General features: G+C 59.9%; 12 protein-coding genes. All 12 read right to left on the bottom strand.

The window, feature by feature from the left end:
- Positions 1-4 precede the first annotated feature (4 nt).
- Positions 5-1636 carry a CTP synthase gene (gene pyrG, locus ACA047_RS06470; protein ID WP_497357724.1) on the bottom strand — a complete coding sequence of 544 codons (1632 nt, stop codon included), beginning with the start codon at positions 1634-1636 and terminating at the stop codon, positions 5-7.
- A 274-nt stretch (positions 1637-1910) separates the two neighbouring features.
- The gene (gene tilS / locus ACA047_RS06465) at positions 1911-3239 is read right to left on the bottom strand and encodes a tRNA lysidine(34) synthetase TilS (protein ID WP_497357722.1); all 1329 of its coding nucleotides are present in this window, start codon (positions 3237-3239) and stop codon (positions 1911-1913) included.
- A gap of 133 nt (positions 3240-3372) precedes the next feature.
- Entirely contained in the window at positions 3373-4320 is a 948-nt protein-coding gene (locus tag ACA047_RS06460; RefSeq protein ID WP_497357720.1) for an acetyl-CoA carboxylase carboxyltransferase subunit alpha, read from the bottom strand.
- A gap of 151 nt (positions 4321-4471) precedes the next feature.
- The gene (dnaE, locus tag ACA047_RS06455) at positions 4472-7993 is read right to left on the bottom strand and encodes a DNA polymerase III subunit alpha (RefSeq protein ID WP_497357718.1); all 3522 of its coding nucleotides are present in this window, start codon (positions 7991-7993) and stop codon (positions 4472-4474) included.
- 105 nt (positions 7994-8098) lie between these two features.
- Positions 8099-8758: a ribonuclease HII gene (gene rnhB, locus ACA047_RS06450; protein WP_497357716.1), complete on the bottom strand. Its 660-nt coding sequence runs from the start codon at positions 8756-8758 to the stop codon at positions 8099-8101.
- Positions 8755-9885 (bottom strand): lipid-A-disaccharide synthase, encoded by a 1131-nt coding sequence (gene lpxB, locus ACA047_RS06445; RefSeq protein ID WP_497357714.1) that lies wholly within the window; start codon positions 9883-9885, stop codon positions 8755-8757. The genes rnhB and lpxB overlap by 4 nt, the downstream gene beginning before the upstream one ends.
- 2 nt (positions 9886-9887) lie before the next feature.
- Positions 9888-10664 carry an acyl-ACP--UDP-N-acetylglucosamine O-acyltransferase gene (gene lpxA, locus ACA047_RS06440; RefSeq protein WP_497357712.1) on the bottom strand — a complete coding sequence of 259 codons (777 nt, stop codon included), beginning with the start codon at positions 10662-10664 and terminating at the stop codon, positions 9888-9890.
- The gene (gene fabZ, locus ACA047_RS06435; RefSeq protein ID WP_003184897.1) at positions 10661-11101 is read right to left on the bottom strand and encodes a 3-hydroxyacyl-ACP dehydratase FabZ; all 441 of its coding nucleotides are present in this window, start codon (positions 11099-11101) and stop codon (positions 10661-10663) included. The genes lpxA and fabZ overlap by 4 nt, the downstream gene beginning before the upstream one ends.
- A 106-nt stretch (positions 11102-11207) precedes the next feature.
- On the bottom strand, positions 11208-12263 hold the full coding sequence (lpxD, locus tag ACA047_RS06430) for a UDP-3-O-(3-hydroxymyristoyl)glucosamine N-acyltransferase (RefSeq protein WP_497357710.1): 1056 nt from the start codon (positions 12261-12263) through the stop codon (positions 11208-11210).
- A 3-nt stretch (positions 12264-12266) separates the two neighbouring features.
- On the bottom strand, positions 12267-12770 hold the full coding sequence (locus ACA047_RS06425) for an OmpH/Skp family outer membrane protein (protein ID WP_497357708.1): 504 nt from the start codon (positions 12768-12770) through the stop codon (positions 12267-12269).
- Between the two features lie 45 nt (positions 12771-12815).
- A complete protein-coding gene (gene bamA, locus ACA047_RS06420; protein ID WP_497357706.1) occupies positions 12816-15191 on the bottom strand; it encodes an outer membrane protein assembly factor BamA in 2376 nt (791 codons plus the stop codon).
- Between the two features lie 73 nt (positions 15192-15264).
- Positions 15265-16617: a sigma E protease regulator RseP gene (rseP, locus tag ACA047_RS06415; RefSeq protein WP_497357704.1), complete on the bottom strand. Its 1353-nt coding sequence runs from the start codon at positions 16615-16617 to the stop codon at positions 15265-15267.
- Positions 16618-16644 lie beyond the last annotated feature (27 nt).

The following is a 16644-nucleotide window of genomic DNA, read 5'->3' as shown; positions in this document are numbered from 1 at the left end:
CGTTTTATGCCTTTTTCTGGTGTTGAGCCAAAGCGGCTTTCACGAAACCGCTGAACAGCGGGTGACCGTCCCGTGGCGTCGAGGTGAACTCGGGGTGGAACTGGCAGGCGACGAACCATGGGTGATCCGGAGCCTCGACCACTTCCACCAGCGCGCCGTCACCGGAACGACCGGAGATTTTCAGGCCGGCCTCGATCAGTTGCGGCAGCAGGTTGTTGTTCACTTCGTAGCGATGGCGGTGACGCTCGACGATCACGTCCTTGGCGTAGCAGTCGTGCACCAGGGAGCCAGCTTCGAGCAGGCAATCCTGGGCGCCAAGGCGCATGGTGCCGCCCAGGTCGGAGGCTTCGGTGCGAATTTCCACGGCACCGGTGGCGTCTTCCCACTCGGTGATCAGGCCCACGACCGGATGGCCGCTGGCGCGATCGAATTCGGTGGAGTTGGCGTCTTTCCAGCCCAGCACGTTACGCGCGAACTCGATGACCGCCACTTGCATGCCCAGGCAGATACCCAGGTAAGGCACCTTGTTTTCACGAGCGTATTGAACCGCAGTGATCTTGCCTTCCACGCCCCGCAGGCCGAAACCGCCCGGCACGAGGATCGCATCGGCGCCTTCGAGCAGGCCGGTACCCTGGTTCTCGATGTCTTCGGAATCGATGTAGCGCAGGTTGACCTTGGTACGGTTGCTGATGCCGGCATGACTCATCGCCTCGATCAGCGACTTGTAGGCGTCCAGCAGTTCCATGTACTTGCCGACCATGGCAATGGTGACTTCGTGTTCCGGGTTGAGCTTGGCATCGACCACCGCTTCCCACTCGGACAGGTCGGCACTGGCACACTGCAGGCCAAAGCGCTCGACGACGAAATCGTCCAGGCCCTGGGAGTGCAGGATGCCCGGGATCTTGTAGATGGTGTCAGCGTCTTCCAGACCGATGACCGCACGCTCTTCAACGTTGGTGAACTGAGCGATCTTGCGACGCGAAGAGATGTCGATCGGGTGATCGGAGCGGCAGATCAGCACGTCTGGCTGCAGGCCGATGGAACGCAGTTCCTTGACCGAGTGCTGGGTTGGCTTGGTCTTGGTTTCGCCGGCAGTGGCGATGTACGGGACCAGTGTCAGGTGCATCAGCATCGCGCGCTTGGCGCCGATTTCGAAACGCAACTGGCGGATGGCTTCGAGGAACGGCTGGGACTCGATGTCGCCCACGGTACCGCCGATTTCGACCATTGCCACGTCGGCATCGCCGGCACCCTTGATGATGCGGCGCTTGATTTCGTCGGTGATGTGCGGAATGACCTGGATGGTTGCGCCCAGGTAGTCACCACGGCGTTCCTTACGCAGCACGTGCTCGTAGACACGGCCGGTGGTGAAGTTGTTGTTCTGGGTCATGGTCGTGCGGATGAACCGCTCGTAGTGGCCCAGGTCCAGGTCGGTCTCGGCGCCGTCATGGGTGACGAATACTTCACCGTGCTGGAACGGGCTCATGGTGCCCGGGTCGACGTTGATGTACGGGTCCAGCTTGAGCATGGTGACCTTAAGTCCCCGCGCCTCCAGGATGGCCGCCAATGAAGCCGAGGCAATGCCTTTCCCCAATGAAGAAACAACACCGCCCGTGACGAATATGTAGCGCGTCATGAAAAACCCTAGAAGTCTGCGTTAAAGCGGTCCGAGCCGCCGGGGAAAGCGAAGGAAGGCCGAAGCCCCCGATCACCTGCATTAATCACAGTGCACCTTTCAAAAAAACCGCCGCGTTGGGACAGACCGGAGGTGAAATCACCGGTACGTTGCTCGCTACACATTTTTTGGAATCGCCCAGCAAAGACTGCTTGGTAATCGGCAACTCCTGCAATTCAGGTGAATCCACAGAAGTTGTATCAAGAAGGGAGCGTAGTCTACCGGAAAGCCCCTTTCAGCTCAAACCCCGTTCTTGCTCCGATGGCTGCCAGATCAATTGCCAGGGACTATCAATGCCCCCGCCGAGCCCGGGCAGACTGGCCGCTGCCAGCAATTGCTCGCCCCGATACAGCAGCGGCAATCGGCCGCGAACGAACGCCGGCACGCCACTTTCGTTGAGCAAACGCTTGAGATCCCGGTGACCGCGCCCCGGCAACTCCATCACTTCGCCTCCTTGACGATAGCGGACGCAGAGCGGCCCGGCAGGTATCTTGCCGCCGAGCAGGACCAAACCGTTGTCCGGCAAGCGTAACGGTACGGCGGGATCAGGCCATTGGACGGCGCCCGCAACCGGTCGCAACCAGTGGTCGGATAACCACCAGACTCGCCCACCGGCCCGGTGCAGCTCACCACCGGCCAGTCGCCAGATCGGCCGGGCATCGTTCCCCGCATCGCGCAGCGAGTCCCAGCCGGACCAGTGATCACTGTCGGGCAGCGTCGTCATCGAGGCCAGCCAGTGGCTCAATGCATTGCGCTGACGGGCCGCTGACAATGCCTGCAACGGCGCCAGCTCAAGAGATTGCAGCCCAAGCCAGTCGAACGTATCTGGGGTGGCGGCGCGGGCCAGATCGATCCGGGCCAGGTCATCGAGCAAGCCCTGGGCTTCACTCATGTGCGCAGCGCTGCGAGCCAGGGTCATGGAAGCCTGGGGCCACAGTTCGCTCAGCACCGGGAAAACCCGCTGGCGCAGGTAATTGCGAGCGTACCGGTGATCGTCGTTGGAAGGATCGTCGATCCAGCGCAAACCTTGCTGCGTTGCATAGGCTTGCAGCTCTGCACGGGACACATCGAGCAACGGCCGCAACAAATGCCCCTGGCCCAGCGGGCGCTGCCTAGGCATCGCCGAAAGCCCCCTCACCCCTGCTCCACGCAACAAACGAAACAACAGGGTTTCAGCCTGATCGTCGCGGTGCTGGGCGGTGAGCAGTACTTCATGACTCTGGATTACCGCGACAAAGGCGCCATACCGCGCCTCCCGGGCGGCACGCTCGATGCTGGCGCCGGGCTGGACCTGGACGTGAACCACCTGAAGCGGCACCCCAAGGGCCTCGCAGACCGCGCGACAATGATCCGGCCACGTGTCAGCCACAGGTTGCAGGCCATGGTGGACATGGATAGCGCTTAGCGCTGGCAAGGATTGGGTTTTTGAAAGGGACGCGAGCAGGTGCAGCAGAACGGTGGAATCGAGGCCACCGGAGAAGGCGATGCGCCAGGTGGCGGCGTTGCGCCAGGGGGACAGCTGTGTGAGGAGCCGGGTTGGCAGATCAATCTTGGGCTGATTCATAGGAACTGGCCTTCACACAAATCAAATGTGGGAGCGAGCCTGCTCGCGATAGCGGCGTATCAGTCAACTCATCCGTTGAATGTTAATCCGCTATCGCGAGCAGGCTCGCTCCCACATGGGGTATCGCAGTCAGTTACAGACCGTAGCTCATCAACCGCTCGTAGCGACGGGTCAGCAACGCGTCGTTGTCGAATTTCTTCAGCATCGACAGTTGCGAACTCAGCTCGGCGCGAATCAACGCCGCAGCCGCAGCCGGATCGCGGTGGGCGCCGCCCACTGGCTCGCTGATCACTTTATCCACAATACCCAGGCCTTTGAGACGCTCGGCAGTGATGCCCATGGCTTCAGCGGCATCCGGTGCTTTCTCGGCGGTTTTCCACAGAATCGAGGCACAGCCTTCCGGCGAGATCACCGCATAAGTGGAATATTGCAGCATGTTCAGCTGGTCGCAAACGCCAATGGCCAGTGCACCGCCGGAACCACCCTCACCGATCACGGTGGCGATGATCGGGGTTTTCAGCCGTGCCATCACCCGCAGGTTCCAGGCAATCGCTTCGCTCTGGTTACGCTCTTCAGCGTCGATGCCCGGGTAGGCCCCTGGGGTGTCGATGAAGGTCAGGATCGGCATCTTGAAGCGCTCGGCCATTTCCATCAGGCGGCACGCCTTGCGGTAGCCTTCCGGACGCGGCATGCCGAAGTTGCGTCGCACTTTCTCGCGCACTTCGCGGCCTTTCTGATGACCGATGATCATCACCGGCTGGTCGTCCAGACGGGCGACACCACCGACGATCGCGGCGTCGTCGGAGAAGTGACGATCGCCGTGCAGCTCATCGAACTCAGTGAAGATGTGTTCGATGTAGTCCAGGGTGTATGGACGACGCGGATGACGCGCCAGGCGTGCGATCTGCCAGCTGGTCAGCTTGCCGAAGATGTCTTCGGTCAGCGTGCGGCTTTTGTCCTGCAGACGAGAGATTTCATCGCCGATATTCAGCGAATTGTCATTACCGACCAAGCGCAACTCTTCGATCTTGGCTTGCAGGTCGGCGATCGGCTGTTCGAAATCTAGAAAATTCGGGTTCATAGGCGTCCGTCTTGGGTCGACGTCCAAGAGAGCTTGGGCCGGCCGGTTGTCTATTCGCGCCCTACCTTAAGGGAGAGGCGCGTTCAGGTCGAGATTAAAAATCCGAGTCGAGATCAGGGTCGCTCTATAGGTCAAGAGTGGCACCTGGCCGTCAACGGTATTGGAGGAAGACGTTGTCTTTGCCGAACTGGTCACGCAAGGCTTGAATCAACGCGTCCGCTGGATCGATCCGCCACCCTTCGCCGAACTGCAACACAGCCTTGGCGTCGGGGCGCACGTACTCCATGGTGATCGGGCAGGCACCGCGATGGCGCTTGAACAACTCGCCCAACCAGCGTAGCTGATCGCCTTTAAGATCCTGGGTCTGCAGCTTCAGCCGCAGGCTTTCAGCGAGGTTGGTACGGGCATCTTCCATGCTCATCACCCGCTTGACCCGCAGCCGCAGGCCACCGGAGAAGTCATCGTTGCTGACTTCGCCTTCCACCACCACCATCGCGTCGGTCTGCAACAATGACTGCGCCGAATGGAACGCCTCGGCAAACAAAGAGGCCTCGATGCGCCCGGAGCGATCGTCGAGGGTGATAAAGCCCATCTTGTCGCCCTTTTTGTTTTTCATCACCCGCAGGGCAATGATCATACCGGCGACGGTTTGCGTATCGCGAGCCGGCTTTAGATCGATAATGCGCTGGCGAGCGAACCGGCGAATTTCGCCTTCGTACTCGTCGATCGGGTGCCCGGTGAGGTACAGGCCCAAGGTGTCTTTCTCACCTTTGAGGCGCTCCTTGAGGGTCAACTCCTTGGCTTTGCGATGATTGCCGTAGACATCGGCATCTTCCTCGACGAACAGACCGCCGAACAGGTCGGCGTGGCCGCTGTCGTGGGTGCGGGCGGTCTGCTCGGCGGCCTTGATCGCTTCCTCCATCGCCGCCAGCAACACCGCGCGGTTGCGGTCGATGTTGGCCTGGTAGGCTTTGGGTTCGTCCTGGAAGTAAGGGCCCAGCCGGTCCAGGGCGCCGCTGCGGATCAAACCGTCGAGGGTGCGCTTATTGATGCGCTTGAGATCGACCCGGGCGCAGAAATCGAACAGGTCCTTGAACGGCCCGTCCTGACGCGCTTCGGTGATGGCCTCCACCGGCCCCTCACCCACGCCTTTGATGGCGCCCAGGCCGTAGATGATGCGGCCCTCGTCGTTCACCGTGAACTTGAACTCCGAAGCGTTCACGTCCGGTGCGTCGAGGCGCAGCTTCATGGTCCGCACTTCTTCGATCAAGGTCACGACCTTGTCGGTGTTGTGCATATCCGCCGACAGTACGGCGGCCATGAACGGCGCCGGGTAATGCGCCTTCAGCCACGCGGTCTGGTACGACACCAGGCCGTAGGCGGCAGAGTGGGATTTGTTGAAGCCGTAGCCGGCGAATTTTTCCACCAGGTCGAAAATGTTACCGGCCAGGTCAGGGTCGATGCCGTTGGTGGCGCAACCGTCAATGAAGCCGCCGCGCTGCTTGGCCATCTCCTCGGGCTTTTTCTTACCCATGGCCCGACGCAGCATGTCCGCGCCACCGAGGGTATAACCGGCCATGACCTGGGCAATCTGCATCACCTGTTCCTGATACAGGATGATGCCGTAGGTCGGTGCCAGCACCGGTTTCAAGCCTTCGTACTGATAATCCGAGTGCGGGTACGCCAGTTCGGCGCGCCCGTGCTTACGGTTGATGAAGTCGTCCACCATGCCCGATTGCAGCGGGCCCGGACGGAACAGGGCCACCAGTGCGATCAAGTCTTCGAGGCAGTCGGGCTTGAGCTTTTTGATCAGCTCTTTCATGCCCCGGGATTCAAGCTGGAACACCGCCGTGGTTTCGGCTTTTTGCAACAGGCTGTAGGTCGGCTTGTCGTCCAGCGGAATGAAAGCGATGTCCAGCGGCGCGTCGCCAACCTTGGCCCGCTCGCGATTGATGGTTTTCAGCGCCCAGTCGATGATGGTCAGGGTCCGCAGCCCCAGGAAGTCGAACTTCACCAGGCCCGCCGCCTCGACGTCGTCCTTGTCGAACTGGGTCACCAGGCCGTCGCCCTCTTCATCGCAATAGATCGGCGAGAAGTCAGTCAGCTTGGTCGGTGCGATCACCACACCACCGGCGTGTTTGCCGACGTTACGCACCACGCCTTCGAGCTTGCGGGCCATCTCCCAGATTTCGGCGGCCTCTTCATCGACCTTGATGAAGTCCCGCAGGATTTCTTCCTGCTCGTAGGCCTTTTCCAGGGTCATGCCGACTTCGAACGGAATCATCTTCGACAGACGATCCGCCAGGCCATAGGACTTGCCCTGCACCCGCGCCACGTCACGGACCACAGCCTTGGCGGCCATGGAACCGAAGGTGATGATCTGGCTCACGGCATTGCGACCGTACTTTTCGGCCACGTAGTCGATCACCCGGTCGCGGCCATCCATGCAGAAGTCGACGTCGAAGTCGGGCATGGAAACCCGTTCCGGGTTGAGGAAACGTTCGAACAGCAGGTCATATTCCAGCGGGTCGAGGTCGGTGATCTTCTGCACATAGGCCACCAGCGACCCGGCGCCCGACCCCCGGCCAGGGCCCACCGGCACACCGTTGCTCTTGGCCCACTGGATAAAGTCCATCACGATCAGGAAGTAACCGGGGAAGCCCATCTGGATGATGATATCCAGCTCGAAATTCAACCGGTCGACATAGACCTGGCGCTTGGCTTCGTAATCTTCGGTGGTGTCCTTGGGCAGCAGGACACTGAGGCGCTCGTCGAGGCCGTCGAAGGACACCTTGCGGAAATACTCGTCGATGGTCATGCCATCGGGGATCGGGAAGTTGGGCAGGAAGTGCTTGCCCAACTTCACGTCAATATTGCAGCGCTTGGCGATCTCGACGGTGTTTTCCAGCGCCTCGGGCAGGTCGCTGAACAACTCGGCCATTTCCTCGGCGCTTTTGAGGTATTGCTGATCGCTGTAATTTTTCGAACGACGAGGATCGTCGAGGGCCCGGCCCTCACCGATGCAGACGCGGGTTTCGTGAGCTTCGAAGTCTTCCTGCTTGATAAAGCGCACATCGTTGGTCGCCACCAGCGGTGCACCGATCCGGTCGGCCAGGGCCACGGCGGCATGCAGGTGCTCTTCGTCGTTGGGACGGTTGGTGCGTTGCACCTCGATATAGAAGCGATCGGGAAACACCGCCATCCAGTCGCGGGCCAGTACCTCGGCCTCTTCGGCATTGTCACTGAGCAGGGCCAGGCCGATTTCGCCCTCCTTGGCCGCCGACAGCATGATCAGCCCTTCGCTGGCCTCAGCCACCCACTCGCGCTCGATGATGATCGAACCGTTGCGCTGGCCATCGATAAAGCCGCGGGAGATCAGCTCGGTGAGGTTGCGATAACCCACCGCGTTCATCACCAACAGGCTGATACGGCTCAACGGCGCGTCCGGGTCCTTGTTCGACAGCCACAGGTCGGCGCCGCAGATCGGCTTGATCCCGGCACCCATGGAGGCCTTGTAGAACTTGACCAGCGAACACATGTTGTTCTGGTCGGTGACCGCCACGGCAGGCATGTTCATGCCCACCAGGGTCTTGACCAGGGGCTTGATCCGCACCAGACCGTCGACCAGGGAATATTCAGTGTGCAGGCGTAGATGAACGAATGAAGCCGGCATAGTGATCCTGCGTTAAGTCATGAAAACAACAAGGCCCGGATTGTACCGAGCCTTGGGTAAAACATCAGCCATGATTGCCTTGCCTGGCAAAGGCAGCGTTGATCTTTAAGAAACAGGGCTCTGACTGCTTATGATCAAGCCTTCGCGGGCTTCATAGGCCAGCCGTACCGGCGCGAACGAGCGCCGGTGGATCGGCGTTGGCCCAAGGCGCGCCAGGGCTTCCAGATGAACGGGCGTCGGGTAGCCCTTGTGGCCACCGATGCCGTAACCCGGGTAGATCAATTCGAAGGCGCTCATTTCCCGGTCACGGCTGACCTTGGCCAGGATCGATGCCGCCGCAATGGCCGGCACCTTGCCATCACCCTGGACGACCGCTTCGGCGCGCATCGACAGTTTCGGGCAACGATTGCCGTCGATCATCGCCAGTTTCGGCGTGATGTGCAGGCCCTCGACGGCACGCTGCATGGCAAGCATGGTGGCGTGCAGAATATTCAGTTCGTCGATCTCTTCGACTTCGGCCCGGGCGATGCACCAGCTCAGGGCCTTCTCGCAGATTTCGTCGTAGAGCTTTTCGCGACGGGCTTCGGTGAGTTTCTTGGAATCGTTGAGACCAAGGATCGGCCGGTTCGGGTCAAGGATCACCGCCGCCGTCACCACGGCACCGCACAATGGGCCGCGACCCACCTCGTCGACACCGGCTACCAGTTCTTCCACTTCGGCGACCAGGTTGAAATCCAGGCCCATTTGTAGCTTCACGTTACTCATTGTTTTGCGCCAATCAGGGTCAGCACCGCGTCTGCGGCCTGATTGGAGGCATCGCGACGCAAGGTACGGTGGATTTCGTCAAAGCCCCGGGTCTGTTCCTGGCCGCCGTCGATCAAGGGCGAAAGGGTTTTTGCCAGTGCATCGGCCGTCGCCTCGTCCTGCAGCAACTCAGGCACCAGCAAACGCTGGGCCAACAAGTTCGGCAAGGAGATGTAAGGGCTCTTGACCATACGCTTGAGAATCCAGAACGTCAGCGGCGCCAGGCGATAGGCGACCACCATCGGGCGCTTGTACAGCAACGCCTCAAGGGTAGCAGTGCCGGACGCAATCAACACCGCATCACACGCAGCCAGCGCCTGATGGGAGCGACCGTCAAGCAGGGTGACCGGCAAATCGCGACCGATCAAAAGCGCTTCAAGCTGTGCCCGGCGCTCTGGACTGGCACACGGCAGGACAAAACGCACACCAGGACGAAGCGCCCGAAGACGTTCGGCGGCATCGAAGAACAAGCCACCCAGACGACTCACTTCGCCACCTCGGCTGCCAGGCATCAACGCCACCAGCGGTCCATCAGGCAGGCCCAACGCCTGGCGAGCGCCATCGCGGTCGGCTTCCAGGGGGATGGTATCGGCCAGGGTATGCCCGACAAACCGCACCGGCACGCCCTTCTCTTCGTAGAATCTGGCTTCGAACGGCAGCAGCGTCAGCATGAGGTCGCAGCCTTCGCGGATCTTCAGCACGCGCTTCTGCCGCCAGGCCCAGACCGATGGGCTGACATAGTGCACCGTCTTGATACCAGCCTGGCGCAACTTGAGTTCGATATTGAGGGTGAAATCCGGTGCATCGATGCCGATGAACACATCCGGCTTTTCGTCGATCAGGGTCTGGATCAGCTTCTTGCGGCGGGCCAGCAACTCCCGCAGGCGACCGAGCACTTCCACCAGCCCCATCACCGACAGGCGTTCCATCGGAAAATAAGACGTCAGCCCTTCGGCTTGCATCAACGGCCCGCCGACCCCCATGAATTCGACCGCCGGATGCTGCGCCCTGAGCGCCCGCATCAGACCGGCGCCCAGAATGTCACCGGAAGCCTCTCCCGCCACCAGCGCGATGCGCAAATTAGCCATGGTTAGCGAGTGATGCCGCGGGTCGAAGACTGGATGGAATCACGGAATGTCGCGACTTCCGGGAACTGCACCGACGCTTCGGCCAGCTCGGCGAGCGCCTGCTCGACCGTCAGGCCCTGGCGGTACACAACCTTGTAGGCGCGACGCAACGCAGTAATCGCCTCTTCGCTGAAACCACGACGGCGCATGCCTTCGAAGTTCATGCTGCGGGCTTCGGCCGGGTTGCCAAACACCGTGACATAGGCCGGGACGTCCTTGCCGATGGCGGTGCCCATGCCAGAGAAGCTGTGGGCGCCGATATGGCAATACTGGTGGACCAGGGTGAAACCGGACAGGATCGCCCAGTCGTCAACGTGGACATGGCCAGCCAGCGCCGTGTTGTTGACCAGGATGCAATGGTTACCGATAACGCTGTCATGGCCGATGTGGGCGTAGGCCATGACCAGGTTGTGGTCGCCCAGGGTCGTTTCGCAACGATCCTGAACGGTGCCGCGGTGAATCGTCACGCCTTCGCGGATCACGTTGTGATCGCCAATGACCAGGCGGGTTTCTTCACCTTTGTACTTGAGATCGGGCGTGTCCTCGCCTACCGAAGAAAACTGGTAGATGCGATTGTGCCGGCCGATCCGGGTCGGCCCCTTGAGAATTACGTGGGGGCCGATCACCGTACCCTCGCCGATTTCCACACCTGCGCCGATGATCGACCACGGGCCGACCTCGACATCGGCGGCCAGGACGGCCGTCGGATCGATGATTGCGCGAGGGTCAATCAAACTCATAGTTTGCGTTCCGCACAGATGATTTCAGCGGAGCAGACCGGCTTGCCGTCGACCGAAGCCTGGCATTCGAACTTCCAGATCTGGCGCTTGCAACTGATGAACTTGGCTTCGAGGATCAACTGATCGCCCGGAGTGACCGGCTGGCGGAAACGCAGCTTGTCGGAGCCAACGAAGTAGTAAAGCGTGCCATCGGCAGGCTTCACGTCGAGCATTTTGAAACCAAGGATCCCGGCAGCCTGAGCCATCGCTTCGATGATCAGTACGCCTGGCATGATTGGATGCGCGGGGAAGTGACCATTGAAGAACGGCTCATTGATGCTGACATTCTTGTAGGCGCGAATGCGCTTGCCTTCAACGTCCAGGTCCACCACCCGATCCACCAGCAGGAACGGGTAGCGGTGAGGCAGGTATTCGCGAATCTCGTTGATGTCCATCATTTCGGGGGGAAGCCTATGTAAAGATTGGGAGCGCACGAGTGACGCGCACTCCGCTAGCAAATCAAGGATGCCCTAACGGCTGTGCACACTTGATATGGAAATGGTATCAGCCATCTGATGAAGCATTACCGTCAGGGGTCACGTCCCCTACACGCTTTTCCAACTGCCGCAGGCGTCGCGCGATGTCATCGAGCTGACGGAGACGGGCCGCACTCTTGCGCCATTCGGCTGCCGGCTGCATCGCCGTACCGGAAGAATAGGCACCGGGCTCGGTAATCGAGTGGGTCACCATGGTCATCCCGGTCAGGAATACGTTGTCACAGATATCGATATGTCCCACCAGCCCCACGCCACCGGCGAGCATGCAGTGCTTGCCAATCTTGGTGCTGCCGGAGATGCCCACGCACGCGGCCATGGCGGTGTGGTCACCGACCTGGACGTTGTGGGCGATCTGGATCTGGTTGTCGAGCTTGACGCCATTGCCAATGACCGTATCGGCCAGCGCACCCCGGTCAATCGCAGTGTTGACGCCGATCTCGACGTCGTCGCCGATGGTGACGCCGCCGATCTGAGCGATCTTTTGCCAGATGCCCTTCTCGTTGGCGAAACCGAACCCTTCACCGCCCAGCACCGCGCCAGACTGAATCACCACCCGCTTACCGATACGCACGTCGTGATACAGCGTGACCCGCGGCGCCAGCCAGCCCCCTTCACCGATCTCACTGCGCGCGCCGATGAAGCAATGGGCGCCCAACGTGACACCGGCGCCAATTCGGGCCGCGCTTTCGATGACAACAAAAGGACCGATGCTTGCCGAGGGATCAACCACGGCATCCGCCGCGATCACCGCGCTGGGGTGAATGCCAGCGGTTGATTTAGGCTTGGGGTCAAACAGATGGGAGATGCGCGCATACGCCAGGTACGGATCCGGCACGACCAGCGCATCGCCAGCAAACCCTTCGGCATCAGCAGCCTTGAGCAACAACGCGGCGGCCCGGCTATCGGCCAGGTACTTGCGGTATTGAGGATTTGCCAGAAAGCTCAACTGAGCTGGGCCAGCCTCTTGCAAAGTGGCTAGCCCAGTAATTGCCTTCTCCGGGTCGCCACGCAGGGTGGCGCCGAGGAACTCGGCCAACTGGCCGAGCTTGATAGTCGCTGTCATGGATTACTTCAGCTGATTCATGCGCTCGATGACCTGACGCGTGATGTCGTACTGAGGCTTGACATCAATCACTGCGCCACGCTCGAAGACCAGGTCAAAAGCACCTTTCTTGATGACTTCTTCCACTGCGCTGTCGAGTTTTGGCTTGAGCTGCTTGAGCATTTCACGGTCAGCAACGGCTTTCGCTTCGTTCAGCTCCTTGGACTGGAACTGGAAGTCACGGGCCTTTTGCTTGAACTCAAGCTCCAGACGCTCGCGCTCGCCCTGAGCCATCTTGTCGCCACCGGCTACCAGACGATCCTGAATACCCTTGGCGCTGCTTTCCAGGCTCTTGAGCTTGGTCAGTTGCGGACCAAATTTTTTCTCGGCATCCACGGCGTATTTCTTCGCCGCATCGGATTCCAGCAGGGCCATCTGATAGTTCAGCACGGCGATTTTCATGTCGGCAAAAGCCGGACCTGCGACCAGTACGGTCGCCAGGAGAACCAATTGAGTCAACTTACGCACGATGCACTCCTACAAAATCCATTGTCGTTATCTTGGGTCAGACGCTTAGAACGTCTGGCCGAGGGAAAATTGGAACACTTGAGTTTCAGCGTCATCCGGTTTCTTGATCGGCATCGCCAGCGCGAAGCTCAAAGGACCCAGCGCGGTGACCCAGGTCACGCCTACACCCACGGAACTGGCCAAGTTGCTCAGGCTGATGTCGTTGCACTGAGTGTTGGACTTGGTGCCGTTGGCGTTGGTGGTGTTTTCACACTTGGAATCGAAGACGTTACCCACGTCCCAGAATACCGAGGTACGCAGCGAGCGTTGATCCTTGACGAACGGCATCGGGAACAGGACTTCAACACCACCCTGAATCAGCACGTTACCACCGAACGGCAGTGGGTCCTGATCCGGGTCTTCCACAGTACCCGGATTGTTGCCTTTACTCGGGGTGCTGCGTGGACCAAGAGTACTGTCCTTGAAACCACGAACCGAGTTGAAACCACCGGCGTAGTAGTTCTCGTAGAACGGTAGGCCATCGGTCGACCCGTAGCCGTCACCATAGCCCAGTTCGGTGTGCAGGCGCATGGTGTAGGTGTCGGTCAACGGCTGGAACAGCTGACCGCGATAGTCGAGTTTGAAGAACGACAAGTCACTACCAGGCGTCGTAGTTTCCAAAACCAGGCTCTGGGAATGACCACGGGTCGCCAACACGCCTTTGTTCAGGGTCGACTCGGACCAGCCGGCAGACGCCTTGAAGTTCAGGTAGCTGTCGCCTTCTTTGTTAACGAAGTCAAAGATCTCGTCAACGGTGTACTTACCAGTGTTGATCTTGTCGTGCTGAGCGGTAATACCGAACGTCAGCCGCGAGGTCTCGCTGATCGGGTAACCCACGTTGGCACCGACACCGTAGCTGTCCACCGCATAGCTGGAAATGTCGGAATCGAGCTCGTCATAGTCAGTGGTGCGGTAGAAGGCGTTATAGCCCAGGCTCACGCCGTCAGCGGTCCAGTAGGGGTCCACGAAACCGAAGTTGTAGCGGGTCTGGTATTCGCTGCGGGTCAAGCCGATGCTGACCTTGTTACCGCTACCCAGGAAGTTGTTCTGGGTGATCGAGCCACCCAGGATCAGGCCGGCGCTCTGGGCGAAACCGACACTGGCGGTGATCGAGCCGGAAGCCTGCTCTTCAACGCTGTAGTTCACATCGACCTGGTCATCGACGCCCGGCACTGCCGGAGTCTCGACGTTGACTTCCTTGAAGAAGCCCAGGCGTTCCAGACGGGTCTTGGACTGGTCGATCAGGTAGGTCGAAGCCCAGCCACCTTCCATCTGGCGCATTTCACGACGCAGCACTTCGTCCTCGGACTTGGTGTTGCCACGGAAGTTGACACGGTTGACGTAGGCACGCTTGCCTGGGTCCACGGCGAAGGTGATGTCGACGGTATGGTCTTCATCATGCGGCTGCGGCACGCCATTGACGTTGGCGAAGGTATAACCCTCGTTACCCAGGCGACGGGTGATCAGCTCGGAGGTGGTGGTCATCAGCTTGCGCGAGAACACCTGGCCCTTCTGCACCAACAACAGCGACTTGACCTGGTCTTCAGGGACCTTCAGGTCACCGCTGAGCTTGACGTCACGAACGGTGTACTTCTCGCCTTCGTTGACGTTGACGGTGATGTAGACGTGCTTCTTGTCCGGGGTGATGGACACCTGGGTCGAAGCGATGTCCATGTTGATATAACCACGGTCCAGGTAATAGGAACGCAGGCGCTCCAGGTCACCGGAGAGTTTTTCACGGGCGTACTTGTCGTCGTTCTTGAAGAACGACAGCCAGTTGGTGGTCTTGAGTTCAAACAGGTCGATCAGGTCTTCATCAGGGAAAACCGAGTTGCCCACCACATTGATGTGCTGGATGGCCGCTACGGTGCCCTCGTTGATGTTGACCTTGAGACCTACGCGGTTACGCGGCTGCGGCACCACTTCGGTGTCGACGGTGGCCGAGTAGCGACCTTGCGCAACGTACTGGCGCTGCAGCTCGTTACGGACGCCCTCGAGGGTAGCGCGCTGAAAGATTTCGCCTTCGGCCAGACCGGACTGCTTGAGGCCTTTCATCAGGTCTTCAGTGGAGATCGCCTTGTTGCCTTCGATCTCGATACTGGCGACCGACGGGCGCTCGACAACAGTGATGACCAGGACATTGCCGTCACGACCCAGCTGGATATCTTGAAAGAAGCCGGTTTTGAACAGCGCACGAGTGGATTCCACCAGGCGCCGATCATCCGCCTGCTCGCCGACGTTTAACGGCAAGGCACCAAAGACGCTACCCGCGGAGACCCGCTGGAGGCCATTGACGCGAATATCAGAGATAGTGAAGGACTCGGCGTGAACTTCGGCGATCATCAATACGGTGAGAACCGCAGTTAGCAGCAGACGTTTCATGAAGTCCTTTCTTATTCCAACTGGCAATAAACAAACTGCCGCAAAATGCGGCAGATTCGCGATTCAGCGAGCGTTACAGACGACCCAGATCGTTGACCAGAGCAAGTAACATGACCCCGACCACCAAGCTGATACCGATCTGTATCCCCCAACCTTGCACCCGATCCGACAAGGGACGACCACGCGCCCACTCGATCAGATAGAACAACAAATGCCCTCCATCCAGTACCGGGATGGGCAGCAAATTCAAAACTCCCAGGCTAATGCTCAGATAAGCAAGGAAATTCAGGAAATCAGCGACGCCCGACTGGGCAGAAGCGCCCGCCACTTTAGCAATGGTTATCGGTCCACTCAAGTTTTTTACCGAGAGCTCGCCGAACAACATTTTCTTGAGCGAGTCGAGGGTCAGGACACTCATGGTCCAGGTACGACGCGCACCCTCGCCAATTGCCGCCACAGGGCCGAAGCTGATCTTGCGAATCATCTCCGGCGGCCACTCGACAGCCTTGACACCTGCCCCCAGGTAACCGGTCGGTGCCTTGCTCTCGCCACGGGCGGCCAGGGTTACCGGGACATCGATTGAAACACCATCGCGCTCGACGCGCAGGACAATTTTGGCATCAGGATGTAAACGAACCGAATCGACCACCTGCTGCCAGTCGCTGACCGGCTGGCCATCAAGCGCCAGCAACCGGTCGCCAGTCTTCAGGCCTGCGGTCTGGGCCGGGCCCTTCGGATCAAGCTCGGCGAGCACGGGTGGCAACGCGGGACGCCATGGACGGATACCCAGGGAGCGGATCGGGTCAGGCTCGTCGGCACCCTTGAGCCAGTTATCCAGCATCAGCTCCCGGGGCGAATCCGCGGTGGAGCCCTGCTCACGCACCATCAACTGCAACGAACCGCTCTCGCCCAGACGTCGAACCAACTGCAGGTTGACCGCCGCCCAGCCCGACGTCGGCTCGCCATCGATCGCGACGATTTCCTCACCTGCGCCCAGCCCGGCCCGAGCGGCAATGCTCCCGGCCTCGACCGCGCCAATGACAGGACGTACCTGCTCGCTGCCCAGCATGGCCAGCGCCCAGAAAAAAAACATGGCCAACAGAAAGTTGGCGATCGGCCCCGCCGCTACGATAGCGATACGCTGACGGACGGTTTTGCGATTGAAGGATTGGTCGAGCTGATCGGCAGGCACTTCACCTTCGCGCTCGTCGAGCATCTTCACGTAGCCGCCCAGGGGAATGGCCGCCACGACGAACTCAGTGCCTTTCTTGTCGTGCCAACGCAACAGAGGCATGCCGAAGCCCACAGAAAAACGCAGCACTTTGACGCCACAGCGACGCGCGACCCAGAAATGACCGAATTCGTGAAATGTGACCAACACCCCTAACGCAACCAGGGTGCCGACAACCATATAGAGCGCGCTCATCTGTTTTCTCCGCAATCCTGTCCAGGG

This window comes from Pseudomonas sp. LBUM1664 (genome assembly GCF_059695895.1).
This window is presented reverse-complemented; position numbering and strand designations above follow the sequence as displayed.